Genomic DNA, 19,413 nt, shown 5'->3' on the forward strand with positions numbered 1-19,413 from the left:
ACATCTGGGCGCGGAAATTGGGTCCACTTGTTACAGATCGAGACAAACTGAAACTATCTCTCAGAAAATCTCAATCTGTAACATCTAAGGGCTCAAAACGGCCTCACGTGTTACAGATTGAGACGTTATATCTGGACAGTCACGCCATCCCATTACATCCCCGTTAGCAGCACGATGTCGAGAATCGTCACGATGACACCGATCCCTACGAGCAACGCGTTGAGCGGGCGCGAGTTGGCGTATTTGCCCATGACGCGGGGCGAGCTGGTGAGTCGTATGAGCACAAAGACCGTAATCGGCAGCTGAAGCGACAACAGTGCCTGACTCCAAATGAGACCCTCAAAAGGATTCGGGACGATCAGGCACGCCGCCACTGCGCCGACGAAACAGGCCGCCACTCCGATCGAGGAATGTCGGTCGTGGATGTCGTATTCCTCGTCGAATATGCCCGCGGTGATGGTGCCCGCCGCCATGCCCGCCGTCACGCTACTCGATATGCCCGCAAACAGCAGTGCCACCGCAAAGATGGTCGAGCTTGCCGGGCCCAGAATGGGGGAGAGCGTGGCCGCTGCGACGGCGAGATCGTCTACGACAATGCCGTGCGCAAAGAAGGTCGTTGCGGCCAGGATGACCATGGCCGAGTTGATTGCCCAGCCCACACCCATCGAAAAGAGCGTGTCGAAGAGCTCGTAGTGCAGGCGTTCTTCGATAACCTGCTCGCCTTGGCCTTCAAAGTGCATGGATTGGATGACCTCGGAATGCAGGAAGAGGTTGTGGGGCATAACGACCGCGCCTAGGACACTTACGATAATCGCGACTGAGCCGGTGGGCATACTGGGTGTGATCCAGCTTGTGGCGGCTTGCGGCCAGTCGACCTTGACCAGCAGAAGCTCGGCTAAAAACGAAAGTCCCACCACGCCCACGAAGGCGATAATCCAGCGTTCGGCGCGTTTGTAGGAGCTTGTCATGAGCATGGCAATCGATGCCGCCGCCACGATGATGCAGCCGGCACGTACGGGCAGGCCAAAGAGCATTTGAAGTGCGATCGCACCGCCCAGGACTTCGGCCATGGCGGTGGCGACCGTGGCTAGATACGCACTGCCGAGTATCGCACGCCCGACGAGGCGGGGCAGGTGGCGCGTCGTGGCCTCGGCAAGACACATGCCCGTGGCGATGCCCAAGTGAGCCGCGTTGTGTTGCAGCATGATGAGCATGATCGTGGACAGCGTGACGATCCACAGCAGCGCGTAGCCAAACTGCGAGCCGGCGGCCATATTGGAGGCCCAATTGCCCGGGTCGATAAAGCCGACGGTCACGAGCAGCCCGGGGCCGATATGCCGTGCGATGTCGAGTCCGCCGTGGCCGCCGGTGCGCGGGGAGCCAAAGTGATGTTTGAGTTGGTCGATCATGGTGCACTCCTGCGTGCCGTTTGTTTGACGCCGCAAAGGATACCCGTTTTAGGCTCAAAATTTGACCATGACTAACAAAATTGTTGTATTTGAATAGGATGGTAAAAGGGGGTTGCCGAAATGTCTTGATCTGTAACAACTAGGGATGGAAATTGGGCCTAGGTGTTACAGATCGAGACAGGAAGAAATGGTCCTATGGAAAATCTTGATCCGTAACAGCTGACCGCCAAAACCGGCCCTTCGTGTTACAGACTGAGACATTCGGAATCGTCTCTCAAAAACATCTAAATCTGTAACAGTTAGTCGTCGAAATTGGGTCTTCCTGTTACAGATTGAGATGTTTGAAGCGGTGAGCTTACAGGCCGAACCTGGGGCCCTTGTTGCCCTTGAGGTCGGCGGTGTCCACTCGTAGGGCGTGCGTTACGCAATTGTTTCGAAACGGGCGGGAAACACAATGGGCCGGCGATGCTTCTAGTATGCCTATTCAACTGACTGTCTAAATATCTAGGGGAGGATCGCGATGCAGGCAGATTCCGCTCAGCAGCAGGGCCTTTATCGCCCCGAATTCGACCACGATGCATGTGGCATCGGCGCTCTTGCCGATATCAACGGTGAGCGCCACCACCAGATTCTGGACGATGCGCTGTCCATTCTGGTCAACTTGGAGCACCGCGGTGGCACGGGACTCGAGAAGAATACCGGCGACGGCGCCGGCATCCTGTTCCAGGTTCCGCATCACTTTTTCCGCAAAGAGGCTCAAAAGTGCGGCCAGATTCTGCCGGCAGAGGGCGACTATGGCGTGGCCATGCTGTTCTTCCCGCAAGACGACAAGGGCGTAGAGGATGCCCGCCGCGTGTTTGAGGAAGGCTGTGCCGAGACCGGCGTGCCGCTGCTCTTTTGGCGCGAGGTGCCGGTCGACCCTCACGATCTGGGCGAGACGGCCCGCGCCTGCATGCCCACCATCCTGCAGGCCTTCCTGGGCCGTCCGGACGACACGCCCGCCGGCGATGCCTTTGAGCGTCGCCTGTACGTGTGCCGCCGCACCATCGAAAAGAAGGCCGACGCCGAGTTTGCCCTGCGCGACAAGATCTTCTATGTGTGCTCCATGAGCTCGCGCACCATCGTGTACAAGGGCATGCTGGTCGCCACGCAGATGCGCCGCTTCTTTATCGATCTCAACGACGCCGCCGTTAAGACGGCCGTGGCGCTCGTCCACTCGCGCTACTCCACCAACACCACGCCTAGCTGGGAGCGCGCACATCCCAACCGCTTTATTATCCACAACGGCGAGATCAACACCCTCAAGGGCAACGTCAACTGGATTCGCGCCCGCGAACCTAACCTGTACAGCCCCGTGCTGCAGCATGATCTTGAGCGTGTGATGCCCATCATCAACCGCGAGGGTTCCGACTCCGCGATTCTGGATAATGTGCTCGAGTTTTTGGTCATGAACGGCCGTCCGCTCACGCGTGCCGCGTCCATGTTGCTGCCCGAGCCGTGGGACCACAACGACAACCTGAGCGAGGAGCGTCGCGCCTACGATGCCTACCAGTCCATGCTCATGGAGCCCTGGGACGGCCCGGCGGCCATCGCCTTTACCGACGGCCGTACGCTGGGTGCCGCCCTCGACCGCAACGGCCTGCGCCCGGCTCGCTACTACGTGACGCGCGACGGCCGCTTTATGCTGGCAAGCGAGGTGGGCACCATCGAGGTGCGTCCCGAGAATATCCTGACAAGCGGTTGTTTGGGACCGGGCCAGATGCTCGAGGTCGATTTTGCCCGCGGCCGTGTGATCTACAATGACGAGCTGCGCGCCCGCTATGCCAAGGAAAAGCCCTACCGCGATTGGATTGCCGAGGAGACGCTGACCGTTGACGCGCTCGACAAGCCCGCCGCGGCAACGCCTGCCGAGGATGCCGAGGTGCCTGCCGCCGTGCGTATGGCCAAGCTCGGCTACCACTGGGATGATGTTGACGAGGTCGTGCGCCCCATGGCCCAGCAGGGCAAGGCCCCGCTCGCCTCGATGGGTATCGATGCGCCGCTGGCCTGCCTGTCCAAGAAGACACGCTCGTTCTTTGACTACTTCTATCAACTGTTCGCCCAGGTCACGAACCCGCCGATCGACGCCCTGCGCGAGCATATGGTCACCTCGACCACGCTCTACCTGGGCAACCACGGCAACCTGCTCGAGGATTCTCGTACGGCCTGCCAACTCGTGCGTCTGGAGCGCCCACTGCTGAGCGAGGAGGAGTTCGACCGCATTTGCGCGATTGACCGTGTTGGCTTTAAGACCCGCCGTTTCCGTGCCGTTTACCGCCGCGATGCCGGCGAGGGCGCGCTGCAGGCTGCGCTCAAGCAGCTTGCAGAGGACGTTGAGGCTGCGGTCCGCGACGGCGTGAACATCGTGGTGTTGAGCGATCGCGCCGGAGCGGACGAGGTACCCGTGCCGTCACTGCTCGCCGTGGGTTGCGTGCACAACCACCTGATCCGCGCCGGCGTGCGTACCTTTGCCGACATTGTGGTGGAGTGTGGCGACGCCGTGTCTCCGCACGACTTTGCGGCGCTGGTGGGCTACTCCGCGAGCGGCATCTATCCGTACAACGCGCATGCGTGCATTCGCGACTTGGCGGCGCACGGCGATCTGGACGTGACAGCCGAGCAGGGCATCGCCAACTACAATAAGGCTGCGACCGCCGGCATCGTTTCCATCATGTCCAAGATGGGCATCTCCACGGTGCAGAGCTACCATTCGGCGCAGATCTTCGAGGCCGTGGGCTTTACGCCGGAGTTCGTCAACGCGTACTTTGCCGGCACGGTGAGCCGTGTGGGCGGTATGGGTGTCGAGGACGTTGAGCGCGAGCAAAACGAGCGCTACGACGCCGCGCTCGCTATCCTTAAGACCCCGGCTCCCGATCAGCTGCCCACGCTGGGTCTGACCAAGTGGCGCCCGCTCGGCGGCGAGGATCACCTCATCGATCCGCAGACTGTCTACTTACTGCAGACCGCCTGTCGTGAGGACAGCTACGACACCTTTAAGGAGTACAGCGCCCGCCTGCACCGCACCGGCCGTGCCGTGCGCCTGCGTGACTTGCTCGACTTTAATGCCAACGGCCGCACGCCGGTTTCGCTCGACGAGGTGGAGCCCGCGCGCAACATCGTCCGCCGCTTTAACACCGGTGCCATGTCGTACGGTTCTATCAGCAAAGAGGCGCACGAGTGCATGGCCATCGCCATGAACCGCCTGCACGGACGCTCTAACTCGGGCGAGGGCGGCGAGGATCCGCGTCGCGAGACCCCGCTGGCTAACGGTGACTCCAAGAACTCCGCCATCAAGCAGGTGGCAAGTGCGCGCTTTGGCGTAACGAGCCGCTACCTGTGCAGCGCCTTCGAGATTCAGATCAAGATGGCCCAGGGCGCCAAGCCCGGCGAGGGTGGCCACCTGCCCGGCAAGAAGGTCTACCCCTGGATCGCCGAGGTCCGTCAGTCCACGCCCGGCATCGGCCTGATCTCGCCTCCGCCGCACCACGACATCTACTCCATCGAGGACCTGGCAGAGCTGATCTTTGATCTTAAGAACGCCAACCCCGGTGCGCGCGTGTCGGTCAAGCTGGTCAGCGAGGCCGGCGTCGGCACCATCGCCACCGGTGTGGCCAAGGGTGCCGCCGACAAGATCTTGATCAGCGGCCACAATGGCGGCTCGGGTGCCGCGGCGCGCGATTCCATTTGGCACGCCGGCCTGCCGCTGGAGCTCGGCCTTGCCGAGGCTCAGCAGACGTTGCTGCAAAACGGCCTGCGCTCCCGCGTGGTGCTCGAGGCCGACGGCAAGCTCATGGACGGCACCGATGTTGCCGTCGCCTGCCTGCTGGGCGCCGAGGAGTTTGGCTTTGCGACCATGCCGCTCATCTCCATGGGCTGTCTCATGCAGCGCGACTGCCAGCAGGATACCTGCCCGGCCGGCATCGCCACGCAAAACTGTCGCCTGCGTCGCGGCTTCCGCGGCAAGCCCGAGCACGTTGAGCACTTTATGCTCTTTGTTGCCGAGCAGCTGCGTGAGGTCATGGCGAGCCTGGGCTTCCGCACCGTCGACGAGATGGTCGGCCATCCCGAGTGCCTGCGCCAGATCGAGGTACCGGGCAACCGCAAGGCCAACCTGCTTGATCTGTCGCCCGTGCTGGCGAGCGCGACCTGCGAGTTCGGTGCCCATATCCCGGGCGCCGACGGTCGCCACTTCCTGCCGCAGATGGCTTCGGACAGCGAGCTCGACAAGACGCTCGACTCCACGTTGTTCGTGCCCTATACGGCCGATGCCCGTGCGCACCTGCGCCCGATTCGGTTCCGCGCCGATATCGCCAACGTCAACCGTTGCGTGGGCACCATCCTGGGCAATGCAGTGACCAAGGCGCATCCCGAGGGCCTGCCCGCCGGCTCCATCACCATCGATTGCGATGGTTCGGCCGGTCAGAGCTTTGGCGCCTTTCTGCCGCGCGGCATTACGCTCAACGTGTGCGGTGACGCCAACGACTACTTTGGCAAGGGCCTTTCGGGCGGCGAGGTGTCGGTGCGCCCCAACCCGCATGCGACCTACAAGTTCGACGAGAACATCATCGTGGGCAACGTGGCGTTCTTTGGTGCCACGAGCGGCCGCGGCTTTATTAACGGCCTGGCAGGCCAGCGCTTTGCCGTGCGTAACTCCGGTGCCACCGTGGTGGTCGAGGGCTGCGGCAACCATGGCTGCGAGTACATGACGGGCGGCCTGGCGCTCATCTTGGGCGAGGTCGGGCAGAACTTCGCCGCCGGTATGACGGGTGGCGTGGCCTATGTCTTTGACCAGTACGGCACGCTCGAGGCCCGTGTGAACCACGAGAGCGTGGAACTCAAGGCCCCGACGGCTGGCGAGCTGGCGCAGATTCGCGCGCTCATCCAGGAGCACGTGGACGCGACACAGAGCCCGCGCGGCATTAAGCTGCTCTACAGCTTCGAGACGATGAGTAAGCACTTTGTGAAGGTCATTCCGACCGAGTACGAGCGCGTGCTGGCGATTGTCGCTGCGGCCGAGGCCGTGGGCAAGACGCACGCGCAGGCCGAGGAGTTGGCGTTTGACATCGTGACCGGCCGCGCGAGCGCCGCGGATGTCGCTCGCTTTGATGTCGCGGGCGGTGCGCCCGTGGCTGCCAGCCCTGTTGCTTCGACCAAGAAGGAGGCGTAAGTGCCATGGGTAAGCCCGGTGCTTTTCTTGATATCGATCGCGTGACCCACGAGCTGCGCCCCGTGGAGGAGCGCAGCCGCGATTTCGATCCGCTGTATGTGGAGCTCGACGACGATACGCGCCGCGCCCAGGCGAGCCGCTGCATGATGTGCGGCGTGGCGTTTTGCCAGATGGGTGCGAGCTTTGGCAAGGCGCGTCCGAGTGGCTGTCCGCTGCACAACCTGATTCCCGAGTGGAACGAGCTGGTGTATCGCGGTCGCTGGGACGATGCGGCCGAGCGCCTGTCGCTCACCTCGCCCATGCCCGAGTTTACGAGCCGCGTATGCCCGGCACTGTGCGAGGCTGCGTGCAACCTGGGTTCGGTCGACGGCCAGCCCACAACGATTCACGATAACGAGCGCGCGATCAGCGACCACGAATGGGCAAACGGCGGCCCGCGTCGCTTTGAGCCGGCAGGGGAGGACGCGCCCTCGGTCGCCGTGGTTGGTTCCGGCCCGGCTGGCCTGGTGGCTGCATGGGAACTTGCGCGTCGCGGTGCCCGCGTGACGGTGTTTGAGCGCGACGACCGCCCAGGCGGTCTGCTCATGTACGGCATTCCCAACATGAAGCTCGAGAAGTCCGTGGTCGAGCGCCGCGTGGCGCTCATGCGCGAGCTGGGCATTGTCTTTGAGCTGGGTACTGACGTTACGAACCCTGCGGTGGCGGCCAAGCTCAATGGTTTTGACGCCGTTGTGGTGGCTGCCGGCGCTCGTACGCCCCGCGGTCTTTTGGCTACGAATGTGGATGCCCCGGGCGTGGTGTATGCCGTGGACTACCTGACGGCTTCGACCGTGTCGGTGCTCGACGGCGACGAGCCCGCGGTGAACGCGCGCGGCCTGGACGTTGTAGTCATTGGCGGCGGCGATACCGGCAACGACTGCGTGGGTACCGCGGTGCGCCAGGGTGCACGCAGTGTGCGTCAGTTTGAGTTCTTGCCGGCCGCACCCGATAAGCGTGCGGCGAGCAACCCCTGGCCGCAGTGGCCCAACGTTAAGAAGACCGACTACGGTCAGCAGGAGGCTATCGCTGCCATGGGCGGCGAGATGCGTGCTTGGGGCGTGGATACGCTCGAGGTATTGCTGGACAAGAAGGGCGCTGCCGCGGGCCTGCGCGTGGTCGATCTGGACTGGTCGGCCGGCAAGCCCGAACGCATTGCGGGCTCCGAGCACGAGGTGCCGGCCCAGCTGGTGCTGATCGCCTGTGGCTTTACGGGTCCGGAGCACGGCGTGTTCGACGCTGTTGACGTGCCTATTGCCACGGCGGGCTGTCCGTTGCCTGTGATGGCCTCCGAGGACTCGCATCTTGCGGCTCGCGTGGATGGCGTTGCCGCGGATGCCGCGCCGGTGTATGTGGCCGGCGATGCCCGCAACGGCAGCTCGCTCGTGGTGAGTGCCATGGCCGATGCCCTCGCCTGCGCAGCCGAGGTCGCCGAGGCGCTGGGGCTGTAAGACAATCACGGAGTTACTCAACAATCGAATCGGCAAGGGCTGTCCCCAACGGCCGGCATATAAGGAACGTCCCCATGTGCCGGCAGCTGGGGACGTTCCTTACGTGCCGGCATCCGGGGACACTCCTTGCGGGTTTGCGAGCGTTTTGCTCGTTTGCCGACGTTTGGCTGCCTACCCGTTGGCGTTTGCGCTCGTTGCGCTCTGCTGTTTATGTGGCGGCTTTAGTTGTTTGCGGACAGCGGCGCGGGTGATTCGTCTAGTTCTACCCGCGATTTTGTGGCAATTTGTATAATCTGCAAGTATCCCGTCAAGCGCTTGGTCAGCATCTGGTTTGCAGCCCGATGCCCATTTCGCCCGTGATGGCGGCGACCACCCGCCCTCCTCGTAAGCTCAAATTGAGGTTTATCAGTTTGAGGAGGATGCCATGGCTGATCATGTTTTGGACCGGGGACGTCTGGCCGAGGCCGTCGGTGACGATATTGCCGGCATGGCCCAGTTTTGGATGCTGCGCAAGTTTCAGTTTTTGGAGGCGGCGCGTACACAGTTCGAAGTGATAGTCGATCCATGGCTCAGCTATTGCGAGGAGCCCTCGCAAAATGAAATCATGGCCTATAACATGGCATTTACCGATTGGCTGCTGTTCGAGCGTCCCTATTACCATGGCAAGACGCTGCTTGAGCTGTATGTTGACGAGCCGCCGGCGTCGCTTTCGCCTGTCTCGCTCAGACGGCTCGAGCAGGTGCGCGGCACGCACTATTTCTCGCGCTTTGGCATTTTGGATAAGGATCCCGCGACCGGTATGGTCGCGCTGCGTGACACGCGTACCGACCGTCGCTTTGACGTCTACGATCCGCATATCGTGCAAAAGGAGCACTGGCGCGATGGCGCGATTGCGGTGCGCCTCGCGTGCGTCGACGATGTCTGGCTGACGGCGGGGCAGCTTTACCTCTACGACATTGCGCGCCTGAGCGATACGGCGGTCGACGGGCCTGGCGCCGTGCATCCTGAGGACCTAGAAGATGGCTTCGATACCTCGTGTATCAGCTTCTTCTTACGGCTGGTTCGCGACATCATGGGCGCCCAGGGGCGCTACGTAAAGTCACTCAACATCTACAAACAGGAATGGGAGTAGGGGATGGGCATCTGCCGCCGCCGCCCGTCTATTTGTCTCGGTCTGTAACGTCTAGGGACAAAAAATCGGTCTACCTGTTACAGATCGAGACGAATGTTTGGGCGCCGCTGGTTTGTCTAAATCTGTAACGTTTAGGGGTCTGGAGAACGCCTAACTGTTACAGATTGAGATGTTTGGAACCCGGCAGGGGGGATGTCTCGATCTGTAACATCTGCAGGCCAAAACTCGATCCAACTGTTACAGATTGAGACGTTTGGCACCTAGCTGGGGAAATGTCTCAACCTGTAACATCTACAGGCCAAAATTCGACCTAACTGTTACAGATCGAGACAAAGGTTGGCCGCGGTGCCGAACAATCTAAGTCTGTAACAACTAGAGGCTCAAAGACTGTCTTCCTGTTACAGATCAAGACATTTGTCAGCGGAGGCAACGGTGACGATGGTCCATTTGTCTGACGTGGTGGTGATGAAAGTGTCTGGTACCGTTTTCAAACACAAACATGCAGCACGTAGCACCTTGGCGCGGAATAGGATGCTTGCCAGGCTCACGGAGGCGGCTGAACAAGGCGTGCTGCTTGCGACGCACGATAATGCCGAGCTCATGTGGCTGCGGCGCCATGTGGGCACAGACGATATTGCGGAGCCCGAATCGCACCTATTCTGTTTTCAGCATGAATGGGATGCGTTGACGCCGCCGGAGCGGGCTCGGTGGACCATCAAGGGGCTTGCGGAGTTTCATCCCGATTGGGCGTTTTGGGGGTATGACGCCGCGCTGATATGGGGCCTGGAGGTGCCGAATGATCTGCTCGGGCCGCGTTACTTGGTCAAGACGGGTTGTTCGGTGGCGTTGAGTACGGGATATAGGCTGCTGCGTCCGCAGGCGGCGGGTGCGCTTGAGTGCGTCGACGGCGTGCGAGTGACGCCGTTTTGGCGCACGGTGGAGGATTGTCTGCTGCGTGCGCCGTTTTCATATGGTCTGGCGATTGCCGATGCTGCGCTGCGGGCGAAGGGCATATCGCGCGACGACCTCTGCGAACGGCTCCAGGCCGATTGCGAGGGCAGACGCGGGTATCGCAGAGCTCAGGTGATTGCGTCGCATGCGGACGGGCTGTCCGAAAATGGTGGCGAGTCTCGGTTCCGTGCGTTCTTTATTGCATACGGTTTTCCGGTGCCAGAGTTGCAGGTGGAGTTTCGCGATCCGCTCGATTCGAGCCAGGTGTTTCGGGTCGATTATTTCTGGAGGCTCGAGGACGGGACGTGCGTGATTGGCGAGCTCGACGGAAGAGGAAAGTATACCCTGCAGGATGGTGGGGATCGGGTGTCGGTCGACCCGTTCGTAGCAGAGCGTCAGCGGGAGTCTCATCTGACAATGCTCGGGCACAAGGTGCTGAGGTTCACGTTTGATGAGCTCAAGAACCCGGGGAAGCTGGCTGAAAAGATGAGGCTGGCGGGTATTTCGCAGCGGGCCGATTTGGCTGAGGGATGGAAGCGTCAGTGGTATGGGCGCTGAGGGATACGACTAACGCGGATGTGGTTGTTCCTGTCGAGTTTGTCTCGATCTGTAACAACAAGGGGCCGTTTGGCCTCGTAACTGTTACAGATCGAGACAGAAGGTTGGCTGCCGCTAAAAGATCTAAATCTGTAACATTTAGAGGCCGAAAACCTGTCTACATGTTACAGATTTAGATGTTTGACGACAGGGCTGGAGAATATCTCGATCTGTAACATCTAACGGCCAAAATTCGACCCAACTGTTACAGATTGAGACAAAGGTTGGCCGCGGTGCCGAAAGATCTTGATCTGTAACATCTAACGGCCAAAATTCGACCCAACTGTTACAGATTGAGACAAAGGCTGGACGCGGTGCCGAAAGATCTCGATCTGTAACATCTGGCTGCTAAAACCTGGTCTACCTGTTACAAATCAAGACGTTTTGCTGGAACGGCCGGAGCATTGCCCTGCTGTCTCCGTTTGCCCTCACAGCTCTCTCGTCCCTCCGCTAACCGATATGTTCGACTTTAGTTTGCTGCATTAGGTGATAATGGACAAATGTTCAAGTTAATCGTGAGGGAGGAGCTCGATATGGCGTCTGCCGATCGTTCCACGTTGTTTATCAATGCGACCGTCCTGGATGGTTCGGAGCATATGGAGCCGCAGCCCGACATGGCCGTGGCCGTTGAGCGCGGTGTCATCACGTGGATGGGGCCGAGCGCTGTTGCGCAGGCGCCTGCAGGTGCCGAGGTCCTCGACCTGGCCGGGGCGTATCTCATGCCGGGCCTCATCAATATGCATGTGCATCTGTGCGGCTCGGGCAAGCCGGTCTCGGCGGGCGATGCGGGCGCGCTGATGAAGAAGCTCGATAATCCCGTGGGGCGCGCTATCGTGCGCCATATTCTTAAGGGCAGCGCCCAACAGCAGCTGGCAAGCGGCGTGACCACGGTGCGCGGCGCGGGCGACCCGCTGTTTGCCGATCTGGCCGCGCGTGATGCCATCGATGCCGGCAAGTATCAGGGTCCGCGTTTGGTGGCGCCGGGAACGGGCGTTACGGTGCCGGGTGGCCACGGCGCGGGCTTGTTCGCGCAGGTGGCCAACAGTCCCTCCGAGGCGGCCGAACAGGTGCACGACCTGTATGCGCGCGGTGCCAATGTCATTAAACTGTTCGTAACGGGCGGCGTGTTCGATGCGACCGAGGTGGGCGAGCCGGGCGTGCTGCGTATGCCGGTGGAGGTTGCCGCAGCGGCGTGCAAGGCAGCACACGATATGGGCCTTCCGGTTATGGCTCATGTCGAGAGCACCGAGGGCGTACGCGCCGCGCTCGAGGCCGGCGTCGATACGATCGAGCACGGCGCTCCGTTGACGCCCGAGATCCTGGAGCTGTACCGCGGCGCCGCGGGAACTCAGCTCGAGGGGCGTGCGCCGAGTGTGACCTGCACGATCAGCCCCGCACTGCCGTTTGTGCTGCTCGATCCGGAAAAGACTCATTCGACTGACACGCAAAAGAAGAACGGCGATATCGTGTGCTCGGGCATTATCGAGAGCGCTCGAGCGGCGCTGGAAGCCGGTATCAAGGTAGGTTTGGGTACGGATTCGAGCTGCCCGTTCGTGACCCAGTACGACATGTGGCGCGAGGTGGCCTATTTTGCCAAGTACGTGGGCGTGAGCAATGCGTTTGCGCTGCATACGGCTACGCAGGTCAATGCTGAGCTGCTGGGGCTGGGCGGCGAGACCGGTGCGATCGAGTGCGGCAAGGCTGCCGATATCCTGGTGACGCGCGAGAACCCGCTCGATGACCTGTGCGCTCTGCGCGAGCCGATGCACGTGATGTGTCGTGGCGATCTGGTGCGCAAACTCAAGGTGAAGCGTATTCCCGAGGTGGACGCCGAGCTCGACACGATTATGGCCATGCCAGCCGAGGCGCTTGCCGAGGAGCTTGCCCGCGACGGCGTGGCGTAGGTGTGACGGGGGCGGGCCCTTTGTCGCATTCAAATAAGCCGAGGTCCCAGTGCGAGGCCTCGGCTTTTATTTTGTCCTGCGGTATGGCGGCTACGAGCGCGTCTCCATCTTGGCGTGGCACTTGGGGCAGGTGACGCGGATTTTGCCTTTGCCCTTGGGAACGGAGAGCATCTGGCCGCAGTTGGGGCACTTGAGGTATGCCGTGGTCTTGCGACCTTTCCACATCTTCTTGGCCGTGCGCTTGGCACGCTCAAAGTCTTCCTTACTGGTGCCGGCCGCGCGTGAGGTGCTGGCCGCTGCAGCGCCGCCACCCAAGCTGGCGACAAACTTGCCCAAGCCGGGGACCTTAGCCGAGCCGGCGACAAAGGCCTCGTTCTCCTTGCGACGTGCGTCGATGTTTTTGGACAGGCCGCGCAGCACGCCGATCACGATGACGGCGATGGCGATCCAACTGAGCCACTGGACGCGGGCCATCGATCCGATCATCGCGATGACGATGCCCGCAAAACCCATCACAATGGTGAGCTCGTCAGCGCCATTGCGGCCCTTCATAAAGTCATTCATGCAAATTGCCTTTCATTCGATATGCCGCACGCCTTTATACCCGATTTAGAGCAAGGGGGACAGGTTAATCTGCACCAATGTGGTGCAAACATACCTGTCCTCGGAACATCAAGACGGTGCAAAGTGGTTTGTCCTCAATGCGCCGATTACTTAGAGAGCTTGTCGACGACGCGTTCGATCTCGGCGAGCTTCGCGGCTTTGAGGTCTTCGTCGCCCGATTCGATTGCCGAAGTCACGCAGCCCTCGATATGCGCCTTGAGCACGTCGGCGTTAATGCGCGCGAGGAGTGCCTGTGTGGCCATGAGCTGCGTGGAAATATCGACGCAGTAGCGGTCCTCCTCGACCATCCGCAGGATGCCGTCGATCTGGCCGCGCGCCGTCTTGAGCATACGGTTCACCGATTTGTGGTCTGCCATCATGGCGGGTCCTCGTTTCTGGTCGATGGGGTCGAATGCTTCTGGTAGCAGCTAGGCTGCGGTCACGGACAGGGCGTGGAACTTCTCGCCGGCGCTCTCGACGGCGGCAGCGAGCTGCTCGGCGGCCACGGTGTCGGCGCACTCCACCTGTACCGTCTGAGTCTCGTGATCGGCATCGGCGTCGGTCACGCCGGCAACGTTGAGCAGTGCCGTCTCGACAGTAGCGTCGCAGTGGCCACACATAAGGCCGGAAGTCTTAATTGTGTAACGCATGGGTATTCCTCTCTGTTATGTCGGCTTTCCCAGGCACCCGACCTTGACCTTCAAGCCGTCGCTCGCGTACCAAAGTACGCGTCGCTCCTCTTTCAGGTCAATCTCGGGCACCTGGAAAACCCGTTCTAAGTGGATTTAATGGTGAGCCTATTTTGCCACTTTAGGCTTAAAGGATTTCAGGCGCAGAGCATTGGACACGACGCACACGCTCGACAGGCTCATGGCTGCGGCGCCAAACATCGGCGAGAGCTGCCAGCCGGTGAGGGGGAAGAACACGCCCGCAGCGAGCGGAATGCCGATGCCGTTGTAGAACAGCGCCCAGAACAGGTCTTGCTTGATGTTGCGAATCGTGGCGCGCGAAAGCTCGATAGCGCGGGCGACGTCCATGAGATCGCTGCGCATGAGTACCACATCTGCCCCTTCCTTGGCGATGTCGGCGCCGGTGCCGATAGCAAGGCCCACGTCGGCGCGCGCCAGGGCAGGGGAGTCGTTGATGCCGTCGCCCACCATGGCGACCTTGCCGCCCGCATCCTGCAGTTCGCGCACGTGGCGTTCCTTGTCGGCGGGAAGCACGTCGGCAATGACCTGCTTGCTGCTCAGTCCTACGCGGCGGGCGATTGCTTCGGCCGTCACACGGTTGTCGCCGGTGAGCATGTGCACGTCGACGCCGAGCGAACGCAGCGCGGCGATGGCCTCAGCGCTCGTCTCCTTGACCTCGTCAGCCACGGCAATGGTGCCGACAAGCTCGCCGTTCTTGGCAAAGAACAACGGTGTCTTGCCCTCGGCGGCAAATCGCTCCGCAAGTCCTGAGGGCACCTCCGCGCCCAGCTCGCTCATCAGGCGAACGTTACCGGCAGCGATGATATTCTGCCCCTCGCGCGCCGTAACGCCTCGTCCAGGCACGGCGGCAAAGTCCTCGACCATGCGCGCCACGATTCCGCGCGCCTCGCACTCGGTCATAATCGCCTCGGCCAGCGGATGCTCGCTCGAGCGCTCCAGCGCGGCAGCGAGCTTCAGTAACGCCTTTTCACTCATGGCGGGCGAGCCATCGGCGCGCGTGGCTACCACGATATCGGTCACGGCAGGTTTGCCGCGGGTGACCGTACCCGTCTTATCGAGCACCACGGTACCCACGCCGCGCAGGTTCTCCAGCGCCTCGGCGCTCTTAAACAGAATGCCCATCTCGGCGCCCTTGCCGGTGCCCACCATAATGGCGACGGGCGTGGCTAGGCCGAGCGCGCAGGGACAACTGATCACCAGCACGGCCACGGCGGAGGTAAGTGCCTCGTTTATGCTGCCGGTCAGTGCCATCCACACCGCAAAGGTCACGGCCGAGATCACGAACACCACGGGCACGAACACGCCGGCGACCTTGTCGGCCATGCGGGCGATGGGCGCCTTGGTGGCGTTGGCGTCCTCGACGAGCTGGATGATCTTGGCGAGTGATGTCTCGGCACCAACCCGCGTGGCACGGAAGGTAAACGAGCCGGTGCGGTTGACGGTGGCGGCGTTGACGGTGTCGCCGGCGGTCTTTTCCACGGGGATTGACTCGCCGGTGAGCGCACTCTCGTCCACGGCCGAGCTACCCTCGAGCACCACGCCGTCGACGGGGATTGACTCGCCGGGGTGCACGCGCAGGACCTGGCCGGGAAGGATGTTATCGACGTCGACGGTGGTTTCGCTGCCGTCGTCGGCAACGACGGTCGCGGTTTTAGGCGCCAGATCGATGAGCGCCTCGATGGCGCCGCCGGTTTTGGACTTACTGCGCGTCTCGAGGTATTTGCCCACGGTGACGAGCGACAGGATCGTGCCCGCGCTCTCAAAATACAGATTGTCCATGCCTGTCATCATGGCCTCGTGCACCTGCCCCGTGGCCAGCTGGTCGGCCATGATGAACATGGCATAGAGCGACCAGGCAATGGAAGCGGTGGCGCCCACGGCAATAAGGGCGTCCATGGTGGGTGCGCCGTGCGCGAGCGATTTAAACCCGTTGGTAAAGTATGCGTCGTTGACGTAGACGATGGGGATGAGCAGGACAAGCTCGGTGAGGGCGAGCGTCATGCTGTGGATATGGTCGGTGAAAATGCCGGGCAGCGGCCAGCCGAGCATGTGTCCCATGCCTATGTAGAACAGTGGGATGAGGAAGACGATCGAGACGATGAGGCGGGTGCGTATGGCAGAGGCGGCGGCCTCCAGCTTTTTGGTGGGCGACTCCATATGGGCGGCGCCGGACCTGGCTTGCGCGCTGCCGTTTGAGCCGGCGGCACCGGTGCCCGTCGTGCTGACGGGTGAGGCCGAGTAGCCCGCGCGGTCGACGGCGGTGCAGATATCGTCGGGGGAGACCTGCGCGGGGTCGTAGTCGACCATCATGGAACCGGCGAGTAGGTTGACCGCGACGCTTTGGACGCCGTCGAGCTTGCTCACGGCACGGTCCACGTGCGCCTGGCAGGCGGCGCATGTCATGCCGCCTACGTCGAACTTATCTTGAGCCATGGCCTCTCCTTTCTGTGGTTCGGTGTTGGAATTGTTAACCTCTCGATACTATACACCCATACCCCCTGGGGGTGTATGGAAAAAGTTGAAATGTATGACATTCCGATACGGGGGTCGACTGCCAAGTTAGCGCACCATCCTCGCCCTTCGTCTCAATCTGTAACATCTAGTTCCGTTTTTGCCGAGTTGCTGTTACAGATTGAGACAAACAATTCAGCGGTTGCTTAACATCTCGATCTGTAACATCTGGAAGGGAAAATGACCTCTATCTGTTACAGATCGAGATGTTGTTTTACGAGGCTTTGGTTTGTCTCGATTCGTAACGTGTAGACCTGGTTTTGCCTCGTAACTGTTACAGATTGAGACAATTGGCCCAGACCCACCCCGTCCGCCTCGTCATCTGTGGTTTACGTGGGGGCATACGGAGTGCAGGTATACTAACCGGCGGCGAATCTGCTCCATCGCTTAGAGCTGCTGCGTCTGGACGGCGCGTGATATGGCTGCCAAAGCGATCGCCAGCGTGCTGAGCAACGTCCTCTCTGTGCGCACCCGTTTTTGTATGTACTAGCGCACTACCAAGCACGCCCGCGCGGCCGCATGCCGTGCCCCTTGCGCGTGCAGATAAGGAACAACAACATATGCGTAATTCTGTATCCGACGTCACCGACGCCGAGATCCTGGACGAGACCCGCGAGGCCATGGCCCAGGCTGCCTTCGATGCGGCCGACGAGGCCAGCGCCGCCGAGACCGTCGAGTCTGCTACCGAGAACCTGCCCGCCTTTGACGAGCTGGGTCTTTCGGACGAGATACTTCGTGCCATCGAGAACCTGGGTTACACGGCGCCGACGCCCGTGCAGGCCGGCTCGATCCCCGTGGTGCTCGAGGGCCGCGACCTGCTTGCCGCCGCTCAGACCGGCACCGGCAAGACGGCCGCCTTTTTGCTGCCGACCATGAACAATCTGGAGCACATCGCTCCTCCCAAACCTGTGCGCGAGCGCGGCGGCCGTAACCGTCGTCGCGGTGCTAAAAAGCCCGAGGGAAACGGCCGCGGCCCCGTGATGCTCGTCATCACCCCTACGCGCGAGCTCGCCCAGCAAATCGACGAGGTCGCGAGCAAGATCGCCGACGTCACCGGCCATGTTGCCGTGACCGTCGTGGGCGGCGTGAGCTACAAGCCGCAGACCGCTGCCCTCAAGTACGGCTGCGACATCCTGGTCGCAACGCCGGGCCGTCTGGTCGATCTGATCGAGCAGGGCGCTTGCCACCTGGACGAGGTCAAGGTGCTGGTGCTCGACGAAGCCGACCGCATGCTCGACATGGGCTTTTTGCCCGCCGTTCGCCGTATTGTGCGCGAGACGCCGGCCGAGCGCCAGACGCTGCTGTTCTCGGCGACCCTCGACGAGGAGGCCGTGGGCGAGATTACCGACCTAGTGAGCGACCCGGCCCGCGTGGAGATCGCGCCCGCCACGTCGACCGCCGACACCGTCGACCAGTTTGTGTTCCCGGTGTCCATCGAGGCCAAGAACAACCTGCTGCCCGAGTTCCTCAAAAAGGAAGGCCCGGAGCGCACCATCGTCTTTATGCGCACCAAGCACCGTGCCGACAGCTGCTGCCGTCGTCTGGAGCGCAAGGGCATCAAGGCCGCCGCGATTCATGGCAACCGCAGCCAGGCCCAGCGCGAGCGCGCGCTTTTGGCCTTCCGCGACGGCACCGTCGACGTGCTGGTGGCAACCGACGTGCTCGCCCGCGGCATCGACATCAGCGACGTGCGCTACGTCGTGAACTTTGACGTGCCGGCCGAGCCGACCGACTACATCCACCGTATTGGCCGTACGGGCCGCGCCGGCGAGCTGGGCTGGGCCATCACGTTTGTGACCGAGCAGGACGTGGATGAGTTCTACGAGATCGAGAAGCTCATGGACAAGACTGCCGACATCTACGAGGCCGGCGACTTGCACGTGGGCCCCAATCCGCCCGCGGTTGATCCCGAGCGCGACCCTGCGGCCTTTAAGGTGAAGAAGACCAAGCGCGGTAAGTCCAAGAGCAAGAAGAAGCTTGAGCAGGCGCGTCGCGACGGCAAACGCAACGGCGACGATTACGGCGATGTGGCCGGTCGTTCCAACCGTGGTCGCGATGAGCGTCGCGGCGACAGCGAGCGCCCGAGCCGTCCCAAGCGCGGCGGCAAGACCCGCGTGCGCGAGGGCGTTCAGGCTCGCGTGGACGAGGCCGTGGAGAGCGTGGCCCGCGAGGTGGCTGCCGAGGAGCGCGGCGGTGCTGGTGCCGTCGAGCCGGCCCCGCGCGGCAACCGTGCCGAGCGCCGTGCCAAGCAGTTCCAGGGCGAGGCGCACCGCCGTCGCCGCGAGGACGAGGATCGCGGCGGTCGTCGCCGTGTTGAGCGCGAGGACGAGGGCCGTGGCTCGCGCGGCGGCAAGCGCGGCGCGGGCGACCGTCGTCGTTCCGGTCGCGATGACGAGCGCGGCGGCCGCGGCGGTGAGTCCCGTGGCGGCAAGCGCTTTGAAGAGCGCGGTGGCCGCGGCGGTGAGCGTCGCGAGGATGCTCGCGGAAATGGCGGCCGCAGTGGCGCCGTCCGTTCTGGCGAGTCGCGCGATCGTCGCGACCCGCGTGCCAGCCGCGATCGTCGCGATGACTGGCGCAACTACGACGATACCCGCGAAGAGCGCCGCGGCGGCCACCGTGGCGGACGTGGCAGCAACCAGGCCGGCTCCCGCGGTGGCCGTGCCGGCGGTCGCGATAACCGTGGCAGCTATGGCAACAGCCGTGGCGGCAAGCGCGGCGGCAGCTCCCGTCGCCCCGGTGACGGCGGCGGCAAGCGCAAGTAACATATGCGTCGCGCGGTAAGGCGACACGAGTTTGGGCCTCGAGCAGACTATGCTCGGGGCCCTTTTAGTGGGCTCAGTATTAGGTGGGGCGAGTCTTCTTCGTGGAAACGCGCGGAGACGGTCGTGGCAAGAGATACGGAC

General features: G+C 62.1%; 11 protein-coding genes. 6 read left to right on the forward strand and 5 right to left on the reverse strand.

Annotated features, from left to right (window positions below; translation table 11 throughout):
• Positions 1–152: 152 nt before the first annotated feature.
• The gene (locus ACTQWD_RS02675) at positions 153–1,409 is read right to left on the reverse strand and encodes an Nramp family divalent metal transporter (protein ID WP_441559183.1); all 1,257 of its coding nucleotides are present in this window, start codon (positions 1,407–1,409) and stop codon (positions 153–155) included.
• A gap of 520 nt (positions 1,410–1,929) precedes the next feature.
• On the opposite strand from ACTQWD_RS02675, the gene gltB reads away from it, so the two are divergent.
• The 5 genes from gltB (at position 1,930) to ACTQWD_RS02700 (ending at position 12,686) form a co-directional block, all read left to right on the forward strand.
• Positions 1,930–6,615 (forward strand): glutamate synthase large subunit, encoded by a 4,686-nt coding sequence (gene gltB, locus ACTQWD_RS02680; protein WP_441559184.1) that lies wholly within the window; start codon positions 1,930–1,932, stop codon positions 6,613–6,615.
• 5 nt (positions 6,616–6,620) lie between these two features.
• A complete protein-coding gene (locus tag ACTQWD_RS02685) occupies positions 6,621–8,102 on the forward strand; it encodes a glutamate synthase subunit beta (protein ID WP_441559185.1) in 1,482 nt (493 codons plus the stop codon).
• 424 nt (positions 8,103–8,526) lie between these two features.
• Positions 8,527–9,234, forward strand: a complete 708-nt coding sequence (locus tag ACTQWD_RS02690) for a hypothetical protein (protein WP_441056833.1) — start codon at positions 8,527–8,529, stop codon at positions 9,232–9,234.
• A gap of 432 nt (positions 9,235–9,666) precedes the next feature.
• Positions 9,667–10,743 carry a hypothetical protein gene (locus tag ACTQWD_RS02695; protein ID WP_441559186.1) on the forward strand — a complete coding sequence of 359 codons (1,077 nt, stop codon included), beginning with the start codon at positions 9,667–9,669 and terminating at the stop codon, positions 10,741–10,743.
• A 572-nt stretch (positions 10,744–11,315) separates the two neighbouring features.
• Positions 11,316–12,686 carry an amidohydrolase family protein gene (locus ACTQWD_RS02700; RefSeq protein WP_441559187.1) on the forward strand — a complete coding sequence of 457 codons (1,371 nt, stop codon included), beginning with the start codon at positions 11,316–11,318 and terminating at the stop codon, positions 12,684–12,686.
• Between the two features lie 90 nt (positions 12,687–12,776).
• Here ACTQWD_RS02700 and ACTQWD_RS02705 read toward each other — a convergent pair whose 3' ends face one another.
• The 4 genes from ACTQWD_RS02705 to ACTQWD_RS02720 all read right to left on the reverse strand — a co-directional run bounded on the left by ACTQWD_RS02705 (position 12,777) and on the right by ACTQWD_RS02720 (position 16,432).
• Positions 12,777–13,250, reverse strand: a complete 474-nt coding sequence (locus ACTQWD_RS02705) for a hypothetical protein (protein WP_427717775.1) — start codon at positions 13,248–13,250, stop codon at positions 12,777–12,779.
• A gap of 146 nt (positions 13,251–13,396) precedes the next feature.
• The gene (locus tag ACTQWD_RS02710) at positions 13,397–13,669 is read right to left on the reverse strand and encodes a metal-sensing transcriptional repressor (RefSeq protein ID WP_154515956.1); all 273 of its coding nucleotides are present in this window, start codon (positions 13,667–13,669) and stop codon (positions 13,397–13,399) included.
• Between the two features lie 48 nt (positions 13,670–13,717).
• Positions 13,718–13,939, reverse strand: a complete 222-nt coding sequence (locus ACTQWD_RS02715) for a heavy-metal-associated domain-containing protein (RefSeq protein WP_154515953.1) — start codon at positions 13,937–13,939, stop codon at positions 13,718–13,720.
• A 147-nt stretch (positions 13,940–14,086) separates the two neighbouring features.
• A complete protein-coding gene (locus tag ACTQWD_RS02720; RefSeq protein WP_441559188.1) occupies positions 14,087–16,432 on the reverse strand; it encodes a heavy metal translocating P-type ATPase in 2,346 nt (781 codons plus the stop codon).
• Positions 16,433–17,070: 638 nt separating this feature from the next.
• Here ACTQWD_RS02720 and ACTQWD_RS02725 point away from each other — a divergent pair.
• Complete coding sequence (locus ACTQWD_RS02725; RefSeq protein WP_441559189.1) at positions 17,071–19,272, forward strand: DEAD/DEAH box helicase; 2,202 nt, start codon at positions 17,071–17,073, stop codon at positions 19,270–19,272.
• The last annotated feature ends 141 nt before the right edge of the window (positions 19,273–19,413 follow it).

This window comes from Collinsella sp. LCP19S3_B6 (assembly GCF_052121815.1).
Lineage (GTDB): Bacteria > Actinomycetota > Coriobacteriia > Coriobacteriales > Coriobacteriaceae > Collinsella.